The organism is Nocardia sp. NPDC005745 (genome assembly GCF_040630775.1).
Lineage (GTDB): Bacteria > Actinomycetota > Actinomycetes > Mycobacteriales > Mycobacteriaceae > Nocardia.
The window spans coordinates 522965-540289 of record NZ_JBEXYF010000001.1 but is presented as its reverse complement, the minus strand read 5'-3'; the positions used below and the strand labels follow the sequence as shown (position 1 = coordinate 540289).

15 protein-coding genes are annotated in these 17325 nt (G+C 69.2%); 14 read left to right on the top strand and 1 reads right to left on the bottom strand.

Features of this window, described 5'->3' with window-relative positions; translation table 11 throughout:
- The first annotated feature begins 473 nt into the window (after nt 1-473).
- Genes ABZ420_RS02700 through coaD form a run of 3 tightly spaced genes read left to right on the top strand, consistent with a single transcriptional unit; the run spans nt 474 to nt 4975 of the window.
- Nucleotides 474-3878 (top strand): pyruvate carboxylase, encoded by a 3405-nt coding sequence (locus ABZ420_RS02700; RefSeq protein ID WP_357116344.1) that lies wholly within the window; start codon nt 474-476, stop codon nt 3876-3878.
- A complete protein-coding gene (gene rsmD / locus ABZ420_RS02695) occupies nt 3875-4438 on the top strand; it encodes a 16S rRNA (guanine(966)-N(2))-methyltransferase RsmD (protein ID WP_357116342.1) in 564 nt (187 codons plus the stop codon). The genes ABZ420_RS02700 and rsmD overlap by 4 nt, the downstream gene beginning before the upstream one ends.
- A gap of 51 nt (nt 4439-4489) precedes the next feature.
- A complete protein-coding gene (gene coaD / locus ABZ420_RS02690) occupies nt 4490-4975 on the top strand; it encodes a pantetheine-phosphate adenylyltransferase (RefSeq protein WP_062969864.1) in 486 nt (161 codons plus the stop codon).
- Nucleotides 4976-5046: 71 nt separating this feature from the next.
- Here the strand turns inward: coaD and ABZ420_RS02685 are convergent, their stop codons facing one another.
- A complete protein-coding gene (locus ABZ420_RS02685) occupies nt 5047-5565 on the bottom strand; it encodes a GtrA family protein (RefSeq protein ID WP_357116340.1) in 519 nt (172 codons plus the stop codon).
- Between the two features lie 201 nt (nt 5566-5766).
- On the opposite strand from ABZ420_RS02685, the gene ABZ420_RS02680 reads away from it, so the two are divergent.
- From ABZ420_RS02680 to ABZ420_RS02630, 11 genes are all read left to right on the top strand, one after another.
- A complete protein-coding gene (locus ABZ420_RS02680) occupies nt 5767-6513 on the top strand; it encodes a DivIVA domain-containing protein (protein WP_357116482.1) in 747 nt (248 codons plus the stop codon).
- A gap of 98 nt (nt 6514-6611) precedes the next feature.
- On the top strand, nt 6612-7241 hold the full coding sequence (locus ABZ420_RS02675) for a DUF177 domain-containing protein (protein WP_357116480.1): 630 nt from the start codon (nt 6612-6614) through the stop codon (nt 7239-7241).
- Nucleotides 7242-7293: 52 nt separating this feature from the next.
- A complete protein-coding gene (gene rpmF, locus ABZ420_RS02670) occupies nt 7294-7476 on the top strand; it encodes a 50S ribosomal protein L32 (protein ID WP_014987105.1) in 183 nt (60 codons plus the stop codon).
- Nucleotides 7477-7498: 22 nt separating this feature from the next.
- Nucleotides 7499-8212 carry a ribonuclease III gene (rnc, locus tag ABZ420_RS02665; protein WP_062969861.1) on the top strand — a complete coding sequence of 238 codons (714 nt, stop codon included), beginning with the start codon at nt 7499-7501 and terminating at the stop codon, nt 8210-8212.
- A gap of 1 nt (nt 8213) precedes the next feature.
- Nucleotides 8214-9074 carry a bifunctional DNA-formamidopyrimidine glycosylase/DNA-(apurinic or apyrimidinic site) lyase gene (gene mutM, locus ABZ420_RS02660; protein WP_357116338.1) on the top strand — a complete coding sequence of 287 codons (861 nt, stop codon included), beginning with the start codon at nt 8214-8216 and terminating at the stop codon, nt 9072-9074.
- Between the two features lie 64 nt (nt 9075-9138).
- Nucleotides 9139-9720: a dihydrofolate reductase family protein gene (locus ABZ420_RS02655; protein ID WP_357116336.1), complete on the top strand. Its 582-nt coding sequence runs from the start codon at nt 9139-9141 to the stop codon at nt 9718-9720.
- Nucleotides 9721-9748: 28 nt separating this feature from the next.
- Nucleotides 9749-10786, top strand: coding sequence for a PHP domain-containing protein (locus tag ABZ420_RS02650; RefSeq protein ID WP_357116478.1), 1038 nt, complete (start codon nt 9749-9751; stop codon nt 10784-10786).
- Nucleotides 10787-10886: 100 nt separating this feature from the next.
- Nucleotides 10887-12413 (top strand): substrate-binding domain-containing protein, encoded by a 1527-nt coding sequence (locus tag ABZ420_RS02645; protein WP_357116334.1) that lies wholly within the window; start codon nt 10887-10889, stop codon nt 12411-12413.
- A gap of 90 nt (nt 12414-12503) precedes the next feature.
- Complete coding sequence (locus ABZ420_RS02640; protein WP_357116332.1) at nt 12504-13613, top strand: winged helix DNA-binding domain-containing protein; 1110 nt, start codon at nt 12504-12506, stop codon at nt 13611-13613.
- A gap of 350 nt (nt 13614-13963) precedes the next feature.
- Nucleotides 13964-15160 carry a glycosyltransferase family 4 protein gene (locus ABZ420_RS02635; RefSeq protein ID WP_357116476.1) on the top strand — a complete coding sequence of 399 codons (1197 nt, stop codon included), beginning with the start codon at nt 13964-13966 and terminating at the stop codon, nt 15158-15160.
- 14 nt (nt 15161-15174) lie between these two features.
- Nucleotides 15175-17286: a glycogen debranching N-terminal domain-containing protein gene (locus ABZ420_RS02630; protein ID WP_357116474.1), complete on the top strand. Its 2112-nt coding sequence runs from the start codon at nt 15175-15177 to the stop codon at nt 17284-17286.
- Nucleotides 17287-17325: the final 39 nt, after the last annotated feature.

Here is a 17325-nt window from a genome sequence, read left to right as displayed (position 1 = left end):
GCGCCGCGAGCGACCTCACATCGGATATTTGCCCGAGACGATCGCCGCGCACCGATTCGGCGCCGGCTTGCGTTCCGGCTATCGGCAGGACCGGGCACGCCGAATTCGTATCGACCGTTCCCGGAATCCCCGGGTCGTGCGCGGAATCGAATCGGCTCTTCGCCGATACCCGGCGGCGGCTACCGGAGATCCGCACTCCCGAACTCGTCGTCCGCGTGGTTCGCCTCGTGTGCGGCCGCGGCCGCGTGTCGAGGTCTCGGGGCCGAGCCCGGCCGTCGGTCGACCGCGCGGCGGCCACCGGCACCCACCTCGGACCGGCCCCGGCCGCCGGGCAGCACACCGGTTGCTGCGGCGCCGCCCATGTGTCGGCGCTGTGAACGCAACTTCGCAACGGTGCTAGGCGGTCTTGTGAAGAGGTTTGCGAAGGGGGATTCCCTGTCGGTGCGGTTCACGCGGGCGGGTACCTTAGGTCAATGTTCTCGAAAGTCTTGGTTGCCAACCGTGGCGAGATCGCCATCCGAGCCTTCCGCGCGGCTTACGAACTCGGCATCGGGACAGTCGCCGTGTTTCCTTACGAGGACCGCAATTCGGTCCATCGGTTGAAGGCGGCGGAGTCGTACCAGATCGGCGAGCCCGGTCATCCGGTGCGGGCCTACCTGTCGATCGAGGCGATCATCGAGGCGGCCAAGTCGGCGGGCGCGGACGCGATCTACCCGGGATACGGGTTCTTGTCGGAGAATCCCGATCTTGCGGCGGCGTGCGCCCGCGAGGGCATCACGTTCATCGGCCCGTCGGCCGAAGTGCTCGAACTCGCTGGTAACAAGGCGCGCGCCATCGAGGCGGCCAAGGCGGCCGGTCTGCCGGTGCTGCGTTCGAGCGCGCCGTCGTCGGACGTGGAAGAGTTGCTGGCCGCGTCGCGCGAGCTGGAGTACCCGATCTTCGTCAAGGCGGTCGCCGGTGGTGGCGGTCGCGGGATGCGCCGGGTCGCCGCGCCGGAGCAGTTGCGCGAGTCGATCGAGGCGGCCTCCAGGGAGGCGGAGTCGGCGTTCGGTGACCCGACGGTGTTCCTCGAGCAGGCGGTGGTGAACCCTCGCCATATCGAGGTGCAGATCCTGGCCGATCAGCACGGCAATGTGATGCACCTGTTCGAGCGGGACTGCTCGGTGCAGCGTCGGCATCAGAAGGTGATCGAGCTGGCGCCCGCGCCGAATCTGGACCCCGCGCTGCGTGAACGGATCTGCGCCGACGCGGTCGCCTTCGCCAGGCAGATCGGTTACTCGTGTGCGGGCACCGTGGAGTTCCTGCTGGACGAGCGCGGCAACCACGTCTTCATCGAGATGAACCCGCGCATCCAGGTGGAACACACGGTGACCGAGGAGATCACCGACGTGGACCTGGTGCAGTCGCAGCTGCGCATCGCGGGCGGGGAGACGCTCGAGCAGTTGGGCTTGAGCCAGGACGCGGTGACGATCAGGGGCGCGGCCTTGCAGTGCCGGATCACCACCGAGGACCCGGCCAACGGGTTCCGTCCCGACACCGGCCGCATCACCGCCTACCGCACCCCCGGCGGCGCGGGCATCCGCCTGGACGGTGGTGCGAACCTGGGCGCCGAGATCGGCGCCTACTTCGACTCGATGCTGGTCAAGCTCACCTGCCGCGGCCGCGACTTCGGCGCGGCGGTGGCGCGGGCGAGCCGGGCGCTGGCGGAATTCCGCATCCGCGGCGTGGCCACCAACATCCCGTTCCTGCTCGCGGTGCTGGACGATCCCGACTTCAAGGCGGGCCTGGTCACCACCTCGTTCATCGAGGAGCGTCCGCAGCTGCTGACCCTGCGTCAATCCGCCGACCGAGGCACCAAGATCCTCGACTACCTGGCCGACGTCACGGTGAACAAGCCGCACGGCGAGCGGCCGACCACGGTGTACCCGCACGACAAGCTGCCCGCGATCGATCTGAGCGTGCCGCCGCCGGACGGCTCGCGCCAGCGGCTGCTGCGGCTGGGGCCGGAGGGCTTCGCGCAGGCGCTGCGTGCGCAGAAGGGGGTCGGCGTCACCGACACCACCTTCCGCGACGCGCACCAGTCGCTGCTGGCCACCCGCGTGCGCACCAACGGCCTGCTGGGAGTGGCGGGGCATGTGGCGCGGTTGACGCCGGAGCTGCTGTCGGTGGAGTGCTGGGGTGGCGCGACCTACGACGTGGGATTGCGATTCTTGTACGAGGATCCGTGGGAGCGGCTGGCGGCATTGCGGGAAGCGATCCCGAATATCTGCTTGCAGATGCTGCTGCGTGGCCGCAACACCGTCGGCTACACCCCGTATCCGGAAGCGGTGACTCGCGCGTTCGTCTCCGAGGCGACTGCCACCGGTATCGACATCTTCCGTATCTTCGACGCCCTCAACAACGTCGACCAGATGCGCCCGGCCATCGACGCGGTCCGTGAGACCGGCACCGCGGTCGCCGAAGTCGCGATCAGCTACACCGGCGATCTGGCGAATCCGGACGAGACGCTCTACACCCTGGACTACTACCTGAAGCTGGCCGAGCAGATCGTGGACGCGGGCGCGCACGTACTCGCGATCAAGGACATGGCCGGACTGTTGCGCGCTCCGGCCGCGACCAAGCTGGTCACCGCGTTGCGCAGCAATTTCGATCTGCCGGTGCACGTGCATACCCACGACACCCCCGGTGGGCAGTTGGCCACGTATCTGGCCGCCTGGCAGGCCGGCGCCGACGCCGTGGACGGCGCGAGTGCCGCGATGGCCGGTACCACGAGCCAGCCCGCGCTCTCGGCGATCGTCGCCGCGGCGGCGCACAGTGAGTACGACACCGGGTTGAACCTGCAGAACGTCTGCGACATGGAACCGTACTGGGAGGCGCTGCGGAAGGTCTACGCGCCGTTCGAGTCCGGGCTGCCCGCGCCGACGGGTCGCGTCTACACCCACGAGATCCCCGGCGGGCAGTTGTCGAACCTGCGTCAGCAGGCCATCGCGCTCGGGTTGGGTGACCGGTTCGAGGAGGTCGAGGCGAAATACGCCGCCGCCGACCGGCTGCTCGGGCGTCTGGTGAAGGTCACCCCGTCCTCGAAGGTCGTCGGCGATCTGGCGCTGGCGCTGGTCGGCACCGGCGTCGAGGTCGAGGACTTCGCCGCCGACCCCGGCCGCTACGACATCCCGGACTCGGTGATCGGGTTCCTGCGCGGCGAACTGGGCACCCCCGCCGGTGGCTGGCCCGAACCGTTCCGCAGCAAGGCACTCGCCGGGCGCGGCGCGGCCAAACCCGAGACACGGTTGACGCCCGCGGAGGAGAAGGCCCTGGCCGGTAGCTCCGAGGAGCGTCGGGCGACGTTGAACCGGCTGCTGTTCCCCGGCCCGACCGCCGAATTCCTCGCCCACCGCGAGAAGTACGGCGACACCTCCGGGTTGTCGGCCAACCAGTTCTTCTACGGCCTGCGTCGCGGCGAGGAACACCGGGTGCAACTGGAGAAGGGCGTCACCCTGCTCATCGGCCTGGAAGCCATCTCAGAACCCGACGAGCGCGGCATGCGCACGGTGATGTGCATCATCAACGGGCAGTTGCGGCCCATCTCGGTGCGCGACCGGTCGATCGCCAGCGAGATCCCCGCGGCGGAGAAGGCCGACAAGACCAATCCCGGCCACGTCGCGGCGCCGTTCGCCGGTGTCGTCACTCTCGCGGTGTCCGAAGGCGATTCGGTGGCGGCGGGTGACACCATCGGCACCATCGAGGCCATGAAGATGGAAGCCGCGATCACCGCGCCCCGCGCGGGCACCGTCGGCCGCGTCGCCATCGGCGCCGTGCAACAGGTCGAAGGCGGTGACCTGCTCATCGAACTGGCGGTCCGGGAGTCGTCCGCCGGATGACGCGGATCGTCGCGGGAACGGCGGGTGGGCGGCGCCTGCGGGTGCCGCCGTCGGGCACCCGCCCGACCTCCGACCGCGTGCGGGAGGCGCTGTTCAGCGCGCTGGACGCCCGGCTGGATTTCGCGGGCGCGCGCGTGCTCGACCTGTACGCGGGTTCCGGCGCGCTCGGGCTGGAGGCGCTGTCGCGCGGCGCCGAGCACGCGCTGCTCGTCGAGTCCGACCGCAAGGCCGCGGCCGTGGTCCGCGGCAACATCGCCGACCTCGGGCTGCCCGGCGCCGAACTGCGGGTCGCGACGGTGGCCGACGTGCTGCGACAGGGTGGTGCCGGCCGCTTCGATGTGGTCTTCTCCGACCCGCCCTACGCGGTGGACAACGCCGCGGTGCTGGCAGATCTGCGGGCGCTGACCGAGCACGGCTGGCTGCGTCCAGGGGCGTCGGTGGTGCTGGAGCGTTCGGCGCGTTCGCCCGAAATAGCCTGGCCCGCAGGCTTCCTCCCGGCCAAATCGCGACGGTACGGCGAAACACGCATCGATCTCGCGGAGTTCGAGCCGGACGGGTAGGCGCGTCCGGCCGCGCGTGCCCGCCGGCGGTCGCCCTGCTAGCGTCGCCTCATGGCAGGAGCACTGTGCCCCGGGTCGTTCGACCCCGTGACCTACGGACACCTCGACGTCTTCACCCGGGCCGCGGCCCAGTTCGACGAGGTCGTCGTCACCGTCTTGATCAACCCGAAGAAGCAGGGCATGTTCACCGTCGAGGAGCGCATCGAGCTGCTGCGCGAGTCGACCGCGCACCTGGCCAACGTGCGGGTGGAGTCGTGGCAGGGCCTGCTGGTCGACTTCGCCCGCGAGCAGGGTGTCACCGCGATCGTGAAGGGCCTGCGCGACGCGGGCGACTTCGGCTACGAACTGCAGATGGCGCAGATGAACAAGAAGCTCTCCGGGGTGGACACCTTCTTCATCGCCACCAACCCGTCGCTCAGCTTCCTGTCCAGCTCATTGGTCAAGGAGGTCGCGGCGTACGGCGGCGACGTCGCCGACATGCTGCCCCCTTCGGTGCACAAGCGCCTCCTCGACCGCTTGGCCGAGCGCGAGAACTGACGGAGAAACAAGCCCCGAACGTAGCCGGGTCCCGCCGCACCGGTGCGCCCTGAGCTGCGAAGAGGACCGGCTCAGAACACCAGGCCGCGCAAGGCCAGGAAGCGCATGCCGCCGACGGCGGCGGTGATGGCGAGGATCGCGGCGGCCTGGGCGGTGTCCCCGAGGCCGGGGGCCCACACGCCGAGCGCGGCAAGGGCGGCGGTCGTGACGCCGAGGCCGACCATCGCCAGCCCGCCGCCTTCCCACTGTGCCGTGAACCAGCCGACCCGTCCCGCCGCGTGGAAGGTGAGCTGACGGTGCAGTTCGTTGGCGATCATGGTGCTGACGACGGAGCCGACGACATTGGCGAGCAGCGGCCCGGCACCGTGCATGGCGAAGAACAGCAGGACATAGGCGATATTGCTGGACCCGCCGACCAGCGCGAACCGGATCAGCTGAGCGAAGGCGCGATCGCCGCGCAGATACTGGGTGAGCTGTCCGAACTTGGTCGCGACCGCGGTGGCCGGCAACGCCGGGTAGGGGCCGCCCCACGGCACGAAGAAGCTGGTGGCGCTCACTCCCGCCGGGCGCGGTAGTTCCAGAACAGTCATCGTCTTTCCGATCGAACACAAGGTCTTGGTCGACCTTCCAGAAAAAATGTAACACGAAGCGGAGAAGAGGTCTCCACTTGATTTTGTGGCGTGCGAGACACTGGCACGACACACCGGAAAGTGACTCGGCACGAGCCGTGACGAGGGGCACACTGGGCTGGGCGGAGAGTTTCGCCGTGAGTCCGCAGGAGGGTAGTGAGCATGTATCGCGTATTCGAAGCGCTCGACGAACTTGTCGCCATCGTCGAAGAGGCGCGTGGCATCCCCCCGACCCGAAGCTGCATCGTGCCGCGCGGCGACGTGCTCGAACTACTCGACGACGTCCGGGACGCGCTGCCCGGCGAACTGGACGACGCCCAGGACGTGCTCGACCATCGGGACAAGATCGTGTCCGATGCCAGGACCGCGGCCGAGACCGCCGTGACCGGAGCGAACGAGCAGGCCGAGCACACCATCACTTCGGCGCGCGAGGAAGCCGATCGCATCCTGGCCGACGCCAAGGCGCACGCCGACCGGATGGTCGCCGAGGCGAGTGCGCACGCCGATCACCTGGTCGCCTCCGCTCAGGAGGAGGCCGATCGGGTGGTGGCCGACGGCAACGCCGAATACGAGGCGGTGACCGGCCGGGCGCGCGTCGAGTCGGACCGGATGATCGAGGCGGGCAAGGCCGCCTACGACCGCTCCGTCGCCGAAGGGCTTGCCGAGCAGGAGCGGCTGGTCACACAGACCGACGTGGTCCGGGCCGCGCACGCCGAATCGGCCAGGGTGATCGACGCCGCGCACGCCGAAGCCGATCGCCTGCGCGAGGAATGCGATCACTACGTCGACTCCCGGCTGGCCGACTTCGAGGAGACGCTGACCAGCACGCTGCGCACGGTCGGGCGGGGACGTCACCAGCTGCGCAGTGGCACGGGCGTACCCGACTACGCCAGCGAATTCCGCAGGTAGCGGCGCCGAGCGCGAGGGGCTGCGTTTTGGGAGCGCACCGCCTGATCGCGTATTGTGGGGTGGTTGCCCATATCCCCTCGAGCGTGAGTGAGTTCGTGATGTCCGCCGGTTCCGGTTCCGCGTCGCGTCCCAAGTCGGCCAAGCGCCGGTTGCCGGACGCCGGTTTCGTGCTGGACGCCCGCAGCCTCGGCCGCAGGCCGGGGACCATGCGCGAGCTGCGCCGCACCGTCACCACCGAGAATCGGATCGGTCTGGATCTGATCGCCGTCCCCGTGGACGCGCAGGTGGAACTCGATTTGCAGTTGCAGGCGGTATCCGAAGGTGTGCTGGTCACCGGCACGGTCACCGCGCCGATCGAAGGGGAGTGCTCGCGCTGCCTGGAGCCGTTCGGCGACGAGGTCACCCTGCGGGTGACCGAGCTGTTCGCCTATCCGGACAGCGCCACCGAGCAGACCACCGAGGACGACGAGGTCCACCGCCTGATCGACGACACCATCGATCTGGAGCCCGTGGTGATCGACGCCGTCGGTCTCGAGCTGCCGCTGCAGCCGCTGTGCTCGCCGGATTGTGCGGGACTGTGCCCGGAATGCGGCGTACGGATGGCGATTGCGGGATCCGACCACGGGCATGAGATACTTGACCCTCGCTGGGCCGGACTGGCTAAATTCGCCTCCGGATCGCCCGGCACAGGCAGCCCCGACGAGGGTGCGGCCGACCGAGACCACTGAGCAAGACCGATCAGCCGAACCGGCAGAGCAATTAGACAGAGGAGAAGTAGTCGTGGCCGTTCCCAAGCGCCGGATGTCCCGTTCCAACACCAGGTCGCGGCGCAGCCAGTGGAAGGCCACCGCGCCGACCCTGATCACCTGCCCGAACCGCGCCTGCGGCGAGAAGACCCTGCCGCACATCGCCTGCCCGTCCTGCGGCACCTACAAGGGCCGCCAGGTCACCGCCGCGGTCTGATCGTTAGACCTGTCGTAGCGACGTGACCGACGAACCCGACTCGTCCGGTGAACACGCGAGCCTGCTCGCCGCCCTAGGCGTCGATCTGCAGCCGGATCTTCTGCGTCTCGCGCTGACCCATCGGTCGTACGCGTATGAGAACGGCGGTCTGCCGACGAACGAGCGTCTCGAGTTCCTCGGCGACTCCGTGCTCGGGCTGAGCATCACCGAACGGCTGTATCACGAGCATCCCTCGAAGTCCGAGGGTGAGCTGGCCAAGCTGCGCGCGAGCGTGGTGAACATGCGCGCGCTCGCAGAGGTAGCCCGTGGGCTCGGCGATGGCGGCCTCGGTGTGCACCTGTTACTGGGCAAAGGCGAAGAACTCACCGGCGGCCGGGACAAGGAGAGCATCCTCGCCGACGGCATGGAGTCACTGCTCGGCGCCGTGCACCTGGAGCACGGCATCGAGGTGGCTCGTGCCGTGGTGTTGCGGCTGTTCGCCGAGTTGCTCGAGCGCGGACCGCGAATGGGTGCCGGACTGGACTGGAAGACAAGCCTGCAGGAACTCACCGCCGAGCGTGGTCTCGGCGTGCCGAGCTACGAGATCACCTCGACCGGGCCCGACCACGACAAGGAATTCACCGCCACCACGGTGGTCGGTGGACGGGCCTACGGGCAGGGTGTCGGCCGGTCCAAGAAGGAAGCCGAGCAGAAGGCCGCGGGGGCCGCCTACGAGGCGCTGACCGCCGAAACCTGACGTGCCCGAACTACCCGAGGTCGAGGTCGTGCGACGCGGCCTCGCCGAGCATGTGGTCGGCCGGGTCGTGGAATCGGTGGCGATCACCCATCCTCGCTCGGTGCGCCGCCATCTCGAAGGCGCCGCCGATCTCGCCGCGCGGTTGACCGGCCTGCGGGTCGAGTCGGCCGAGCGGCGCGGCAAATTCCTCTGGCTCACCTTCGACGACCCGGAAGCCGCCTTGGTCGTGCATCTGGGCATGAGCGGTCAGATGCTGGTCCAGCCCGCCGACGCGCCGCTGGAGAAGCACGCCCACATCCGCGCCACCTTCGGCGACGGTACCCAGCTGCGTTTCGTCGACCAGCGCACCTTCGGTGGCTGGGCGCTCGCGCCGCTGGTCGAGGTGGACGGCACCCTGGTGCCGCAGCCGGTCGCGCACATCGCCCGCGACCCGCTGGATCCGCGGTTCGCCCCCGAGTCCGTGGTCGCCGTCGTCCGGGGTAAGCAGAGTGAGATCAAGCGCGTCCTGCTCGATCAGGGCGTCGTCTCCGGGATCGGCAACATCTACGCCGACGAGGCGCTGTGGCGGGCGAAGATCCACGGTGGCCGGCTCGCCTCGGGACTGTCCAAGCCCGCGGTGCGCGGATTGCTCGCCGATGTGGCGACGGTGATGGGCGAAGCGCTCGACGCGGGCGGTACCTCGTTCGACGCGCTCTATGTGAACGTCAACGGCCAGTCGGGCTACTTCGAACGCGCTCTGGCCGTATACGGTCGGGAGAACGAGCCGTGTCGCCGGTGTGGTGCGCCGATCATCCGGGAGCGGTTCATGAACCGCTCGTCCTACTCCTGCCCGCGCTGCCAGCCGAAGCCTCGCCGTCGCTAGCGCGGGCGGGCTACCGTTTCCTCAGGGCGGTTCGGAATGTCAGCCGGCCGTGAGGAAGGGAAGCATGCGCAAGCTCACCTATTACGTCGCGTCGACGATCGATGGATTCATCGCCACCGAGGATGGCTCGGTCGACTTCTTCCCGGTCGGCGGCGACCACGGTCCGTCGATCAACGCGCAGTACCCAGAGACGCTGCCCACCAAGGTCCGCGAGGCGCTCGGGGTGGAGGAGCACAATCGCTATTTCGACACCGTGCTGATGGGGCGCAAGACGCACGACTTCGGCGTGCGCACCGGCACCTCGACGCCGTACGCGCACCTGCGGCAGTTCGTGGTCTCGACCACGCTGCCCGAGAGCCCCGATCCGGCCGTCGAGCTGATCACGGAGAACCCGGTCGAGAAGGTCCGTGAACTCAAACGGGAGAGCGGGCTGGGCATCTGGCTGTGTGGTGGCGGTGAACTGGCGCAGGTGCTGCTGCCGGAGATCGACCAGATCTTCCTCAAGCTCTACCCGATCGTGCTCGGCCGCGGCCGCCCGCTGTTCGGCGCCGGGCCGCGCCTGCCCGAACCCGCCAAGTTCCGGGTGATCACCAGCACCGTGTTCGAGGACGGCGTGGCCTTCGTCAAATACAGCCGGGTGCGCTAGCGCGGTGTCCGACCAGGATCCGAGCGGGATGCCGGACCGGGCCGCGGCGCCCGGTCCGGAGGCGGCGCTGCGGGAGATCGGCTTCTGGCTGGAGCGCTCCCGCGCGGAGACCCACCGCGTGAAGGCCTACCGGCGCGCCGCCGACGTCGTCGCGGGATTGCCCGCCGACGAGCGCGCGGCGCGCCGAGCGGCCGGCAGCTGGACCGAACTGGCGGGCATCGGGCCCAAGACCGCCGCCGTCATCGAGCAGGCGTACGCCGGTGTGGTGCCGCGATACCTGGCCGAGTTGCGTGCGGCCGCCCAGCCCATCGGGGCGCCGGGCAAACCGTTGCGGGAACAGTTGCGCGGCGATCTGCACACGCATTCGAACTGGTCCGACGGTGGCAGCCCGATCGAGGAGATGATGCGCGTCGCGGCGGCGCTCGGGCACGAATACTGCGCCCTGACCGACCATTCGCCGCGCCTGACCGTGGCCAACGGCCTGTCCGCCGACCGACTGCGCAAGCAACTCGACGTGGTCGCCGAACTCAACGATCGGATGGCGCCGTTCCGCATCCTCACCGGCATCGAAGTGGACATCCTCGACGACGGCACGCTCGACCAGCAGGCGGATCTGCTCGCCCGCCTGGACATCGTCGTGGCCAGCGTGCATTCGCACCTGCGCGACGACAGCGCGACGATGACCAAGCGCATGGCGTACGCGGTCGCCGACCCCAACGTCGACGTGCTCGGCCACTGCACCGGCCGCCTGGTCGCGGGTGGACGCGGCACCAGGCCGGAGTCGACGTTCGACGCCGAGGTGGTGTTCGAGGCGTGCCGCACCTACGGCACCGCCGTGGAGATCAACAGCAGGCCCGAACGACTCGATCCGCCTTCGCGATTGCTGCGACTGGCCGCCGAGATGGGGTGCTACTTCTCGATCGACACCGACGCGCACGCCCCGGGACAGCTCGACTGGCAGGGCTACGGTTGCGAGCGCGCGCTCGCGAACGGTGTCGCGCCGGAACGGGTGATCAACACCTGGCCGCTGGCGGATCTCTCGGCCTGGACTCGCGCGCGAGCGTGACCGCCGGGTTAACTGTTGCCGAACACTTCGACTTCGCCTGGGGCGGTAGGCGATCGCCGCCGAGAATGAGGGCCACACGGATTGCTGGGGGGATCGACTGGTGGGCGACTTTCCGCTCGAAATCGTACTGGCGCTCATCGGTATCGCGGTGCCGATCGGCGCGTTCCTGTGGGAGTTCGTCTTCGCCGGCCGCAGGCGGCTCGGCTATCGAGTACAGATGGACACGCCGGTCACCGGCGAGATCGAGTCGGTGTTCCCCGGTGTGCTTCCGCAGCTGCGCCCCGAGGCCGACGGCGCCAGCCCCGACCTGAAGGACATCTCGGTCGTGCTGGTGCGCATCGAGAACAGCGGCGTCACGACCATCGACAGTCATGACTACAAGGCGCCGGAAGCCGCGCGGATCGGTCTGCACCTGCGCTTTCCGCAGCGCCGCGTGATCGGCATGGCGGTCAACGAACTCAGCGATCCCGCGTTGGCCGACAACCTCGACGCCGACTCCGGCATCGCGGTACGCGAGGACACCGGCGGGCACATCGGTGTGATCGACCTGCCGAAGGTGCCGCTCGGCCCCGGCGATCACTACAAGATCCTGGCGATCCTGCAGCGTTCCGAAGGTGTGGGCGAATACCCGCAACCGGTGCTGCGCGGCGGCATCAAAGCCGGCCGGATCACCGAGACCCGCAGCCGCACCGGAATTCCGCTGATGATGGTCGCGCTCACGATATTCCTGGTGCTGGTGATCGTCGTCCAACTGGTGGTGGCCGCGCTGGAGCCGTCGCCGACGCCACTGGAATGCGCCTCGGGCAAACTGACCGTGACCGGGTCGTCGGCATTCGGCCCGGTGATCAGGGAAGCCGCCGAGCAGTATCGGAAGCGTTGCAACAGTGCGGAATTCGCGTTCGGTTTCGAGGGCACCGAGCGTGGACTGGACCGGCTCGCCGAGGAGGGCGCGGGCAACTCCGGATTGCTCGCCATCACCGACGGTGCGAAGGGCAGCGGTTATCCGGCGTTGGTGCACCGTCCGCTCGCCTTGTCGTTGTTCACCATGATCGTGCATCCCGGCGTCGGCGTCCGGGATCTCACCGTCGCCCAGATCCGGGATCTGTACCGGGGCGGCATCGGCAACTGGCGCGAGGTGGGCGGACCCGACCTGCCGGTGGTGCTGGTCAACCGCACCCCGGGCTCCGGTTCGCGCAATACCTTCGAACGCAGGCTGCTCGACGGCACTCAGCCGGATCGCCCGCACGTGAGCTGCACGGCGCTGAAGGGCACCGTCACCACCGCGCCCGCGCACTGCGAGGTCCAGGTCACGGCCGACATGCGCAAGGCGGTGGCCGAGATCCCCGGAGCCATCGGCTATACGGAGTTCTCCGAGGCGGTCGACGCGGGCCTGCCGACCCTGGTGATCGACGGCGTCGGCGCAGGCCGCGACGCCGCGGTGCGCCGCGCCTACCCCTTCTGGGGAGTCGAGTACGCCTACAGCAACGGCGAGTTGCCCGGCGACTCGCTCGCCGCGAGCTTTCTGCACTTCCTGACCGATCAGACCGGCAAGGAGGTGCTGCGCGCGCACGGCAACGCGCCGTGCGCCGACTTGCCCGATCCAGGCCGCTGCCTACCGGATCAGTGAACCCCGGACGCCCTCGCGGGCACCCGTGGCACGGTGCGCACGCTTCACGAGGAGCGTCGAGATGTCGGTGGGCTCGACGAAGATGGGCGCATGACGGAACTATCACTGCGCGAGCTGAATCGGACGCTGCTGGTGCGCCAGAAGCTGGTGGAGCGGGTGGCGCTGCCCCCGCTCGAACTGGTCCGGCATCTGGTCGCGGTGCAGGGCCAGGAGCCGAACTGGCCCTATGTGGGGCTGTGGTCGCGACTCGCGGAGTTCCGGCACGACGATTTGGCCGCGCTGCTGCGTGACCGCAGGCTGGTGCGCTCCACCATGATCCGCCGGACCGTCCATCTGGCCGACGCCGCGGACTACCGCTGGCTGCGGCCGACGGTGCAACCGGTGGTCGATGCCGCGCTGAAAGCGCCGTATTTTCGCGACGAGATCGACGGCGTCGATCTGGGAGCACTCGCGGCCGCCGGACGTGAACTGCTGGCCGGACAGCGGCTGCGCCGCCGCGAACTGGGCGACCTGCTCGCCCGGCGTTTCCCGGACCGGCACACGCGCAGGCTCGCCGAAACCGTCGAGTTGCTGGTCCCCTTGACCCACGGCCCCGAGACCGGCGCGTGGGGGCGGTGGCGCAATCGGCAGGTCACGGTCGGTCTGGCCGAGGAATGGACGGGCCTGCCCATGGCCGAGGTGGCCCAGCCCGAGACACTGGTCCTGCGCTATCTCGCCGCGTTCGGTCCGGCCACGGTAGCGGATATGCAGGCGTGGGCGGGTATCACCCGGCTGGCCGAGGTCGTCGACGACCTACGTACCCGGCTGCGTGTGTTCACCGACGACCAGCACCGTGTGTTGTTCGATCTGCCGGACGCGCCGTTGGCCGAGCCGGATCTGCCCGTGCCCGTACGCTTTCTGCCCGCCTTCGACAACGCGCTGCTGGGCCACAAGGACCGCCGCAGGATCATCAGCGAGGAAGACCGGAAGCGCACCGCCAGGGAGGCTTCCGCGGGCGTGCCCATGTATCTGGTCGACGGTTTCGTGCACGGCCGCTGGTCGCTGGACGGCGCCACGCTGCGCATCATGCCCTGGCATCCGCTGTCCGCGACCGAGGAGGCGGCGGTGCGCGCGGAAGCGGAAGATTTGCTGTCGTTCATCGTCGCGGGCGGCGATGCCACCGCGGCCGACTGCGAGCCGCAGGTCGTCCTCGAAGGGTGAGACACGCGGCGACCGACTGTCGGAGAAGGCGGGGCCACCGGACTACCCATCGGTAGCTGAACAATCGCTGGACGACGGGATTTTTCCCCAACTGTGGTTTGAACCACACCGCCTGAGGTACCTCCCACTCGGCCCCCCTGATCATGCCGAAGGCGTGACCAGGCCAACCAAGCCCCATGGACGGCGGTGCAGCTAGGTCTTCACCTCCGCCGCGGGGGCCACTTAGTTCAGTTCGGCGCCCGGTACTCCGAGTGCTGGGTGAATGCGAGTGCTACTTGGTTGTCCCTGGAAGGAGGGTCATGAGCGCGCTTTCCGTGCCGATTTCCGCGCAGGCGTCGTCCGATCTGGAGATGCCGTCGTGCGACTACGTGTCGACAGATCGCTCCAGCGGTCCGTTCCGGATCGCGATGGTCGTGCCGCCGTACTTCGACGTCCCGCCCAAGGCATACGGCGGTGTCGAGGCCGTGGTGGCCGATCTGGTCGACGCACTGGTGGCCCGTGGCCACGACGTGACTCTGTTTGGCGCGGGGGAACCGGGGACGAAGGCCAAGTTCGTGCCGGTGTGGGATCGGGCGCTGCCCGAGCGTCTCGGGGAGCCGTTTCCCGAGGTCGTGCACGCGTTGCGGGTGCGCCGCGCCATCGAGAAGCTCGTGGCCACATCGGGTGTCGACCTGGTGCACGACCACACCTTCGCAGGCCCGCTCAACGCGTCCGTCTTCCAGGGCATGGGTCTGCCGACGGTACTGACCGTGCACGGGCCGGTGGAGGACGACATCTACCGCTATTACCAGGATCTGGGCGACGAGGTGGCGCTGGTCGCGATCAGCGACCGCCAGCGCGAGCTGGCGCCGGGCCTGAATTGGTCCGGGCGCGTGCACAATGCGCTGCACGCCGACGACTGGCCGTTCCGTGTCGAGAAGGACGACTACGCGCTGTTCCTCGGCCGGTTCAACGAGTGCAAGGCCCCGCACTTGGCGCTGGAGGCCGCGCACGCGGCGGGCATCCCGCTGGTGCTGGCCGGTAAGTGCAGCGAACGTCCGGAACAGGCGTACTTCGAGGAGAAGGTGCGGCCGATGTTGACGGACAACGATCACGTGTTCGGACTCGCCGACGCGGCGGCCAAGCGTAAGCTGCTTGCCAATGCGCGTTGCCTGTTGTTCCCAATCCGCTGGGAGGAACCGTTCGGCATGGTGATGATCGAATCCATGGTTTGTGGCACGCCGGTGGTCGCGCTGCGCGGCGGGGCGGTGTCCGAGGTGATCGTCGACGGCGTGACCGGCCGCATCTGCGAGGATCCCGCCGAATTGCCCGCGGCCATCGAAGAGGTCCGTGGCATCGACCCGTATGCCTGCCGAGCCCACGTACAGGCCAATTTCGGGTCCGACACGCTCGGCTTCGGGTACGAGCAGGTGTATCGCCGTCTGCTGCGTTCCAAGCAGCGGTTCGGCGCCGCGCCGCTCGACATCGCGGCGCCCGCGGCCGCGCCGCTCGACGCCACGGCGACCGGCTCCGCGCCCGTCCGGATCGCGGCGAGCGGATTGGCGTGAGCGGTGCCACCCCGTTGACCCCGGCCCCCCTGAACTCCGGTGAGCCCACCGGGTTCGGGGGGTGCGGTTCGGTGACCCTGGTCGAAGGCGGCACGTTCTGCCTGTCCAATCGGCTCGGTGACGTCGAACCGGGTAAGCCGCACGGCTTGTTCTTCCGGGACGCCCGCGTGCTGTCGCGCTGGGAGTTGCTGGTGAACGGCAAACCCGCCGAGTCCCTTTCGGTGCTCAGTCCGGAGGCGTTCGCCGCCAGGTTCGTGTTGCGCAGGCCCCCGCAGGCGGGCCTGGCCGACAGCACGCTGCTGGTGGTGCGCGAACGGATCGTGGCCGACGGCATGCACGAGTTGATCACGCTGGAGAACATGGGCCGCGAGCCCACCGCGGTGCTGCTGGAGCTGCACGTGGACGCCGACTTCGTCGACCTCTTCGCGGTGAAGGAAGGCCGGGCGGGGCACGCGCGGGCCGACGTGACGGTCGCCGACGGCGAACTGGTGCTGCACGACCACGCCGACCGCAGCCGGGGAATATCGATCTCCGCCACGGTGGAACCCGAGGTTCTTCCGGGTTCGCTGCTGTGGCGGGTGATCGTGCCGGTCGGCGAATGCTGGCAGACCGAGATCATCGCCCAGCCGACGGTGGGAAACCAGCGATTCCAAGCCGTGTCGCCCGGGGAGCACTACAACGTCAGCGCGCCGGGCCGCAAGATCGAGGCGTGGCGCGACACCGCCACCGACATCGCCGCGTCCGACCCGGCGCTCACCCGCGTGCTGCGCCGCACGGAGAGCGACTTGGGTGCGTTGCAGATGCACGACGAATCCGGGAACGCCCGCCCCTTCGTCGCCGCGGGTGCGCCGTGGTTCATGACCCTGTTCGGCCGCGACAGCCTGCTCACCGCGTGGATGGCGCTACCGCTGGAGGTCGATCTGGCGCTGGGCACCCTCGAGCAGCTGGCGGAACTGCAAGGGCAGGACGTGAACCCGCTCACCGAGGAGGAACCCGGACGCATCATGCACGAGATGCGCCGCGGCCCGGCGGGCGGGCAGGTGTTCGGTGGCAACATCTATTACGGATCCGCCGACGCCACGCCGCTGTTCGTGATGCTGCTGGCCGAATGCCATCGCTGGGGCGCCGACTCCGAGGTGATCCGGCAACTGCTGCCCGCCGCCGACGCCGCGTTGCGCTGGATCACCGACTACGGCGACCGGGACGGCGACGGCTTCGTGGAGTACCGCCGCGCCACCGACCGCGGCCTGATCAACCAGGGGTGGAAGGACAGTTTCGACGGAATCAACTACGCCACCGGCCATATCGCCGAGGCGCCCATCGCGCTGTGCGAGGTGCAGGGCTATGTGCACGCCGCGATGCTGGCCCGGGCCGAGCTGGCCGAGGCGTTCGACGACCCGCGCCTGGCCGGCCTGCTGCGCGAACGCGCCGCGGAGTTGCGGGTCAAGTTCGCCGAGCAGTTCTGGCTGCCCGACCGTGGCTGGTACGCCGTGGCGCTGGACGGGGGCAAGCGGCAGGTCGACGCGCTGACCAGCAATGTGGCGCACTGTCTCTGGTCGGGTATCGCCACCGACGAGCACGCGGCCGAGCTGGTGGCGCGCATGGCGGCTCCCGAGATGGACTCCGGCTTCGGGCTGCGCACCTTGGCCTCGAATATGGGCGCCTACAACCCGATGAGCTATCACTGCGGTTCGATCTGGCCGCACGACACGGCGATCGCGGTGGCGGGGCTGCTGCGCTACCGGCACGTGCCCGGTGCGGTGAAGCTGGCAACCCGGCTGGCCACGGGCCTGCTGGACGCGGCGGCGGCGTTCGAGGGGCGCCTGCCGGAGTTGTTCTGCGGTTTCCCCCGGTCCCGATTCGCCACGCCCGTGCCGTATCCGACGTCCTGCTCGCCGCAGGCGTGGGCGAGCGCCGCGCCGCTGTTGCTGGTGCGCTCGTTCCTCGGACTCGACCCGGACACGCCGAGCAGGACGCTCACCGTCCGGCCGCAGCTACCGGCGCGGTGGGGCAAGGTCTCGCTGCGCGCGCTGCGGCTCGGTGCGACCACCGTCGACCTGGAGGCCGAGGGCGCGCAGATCACCGCGGCACGCCTGCCCGACGACTGGCGGCTGGTGACCCGGTGAACCACACCGGTTGCCGAGAGGCCCGAGCGGGTATGCCTC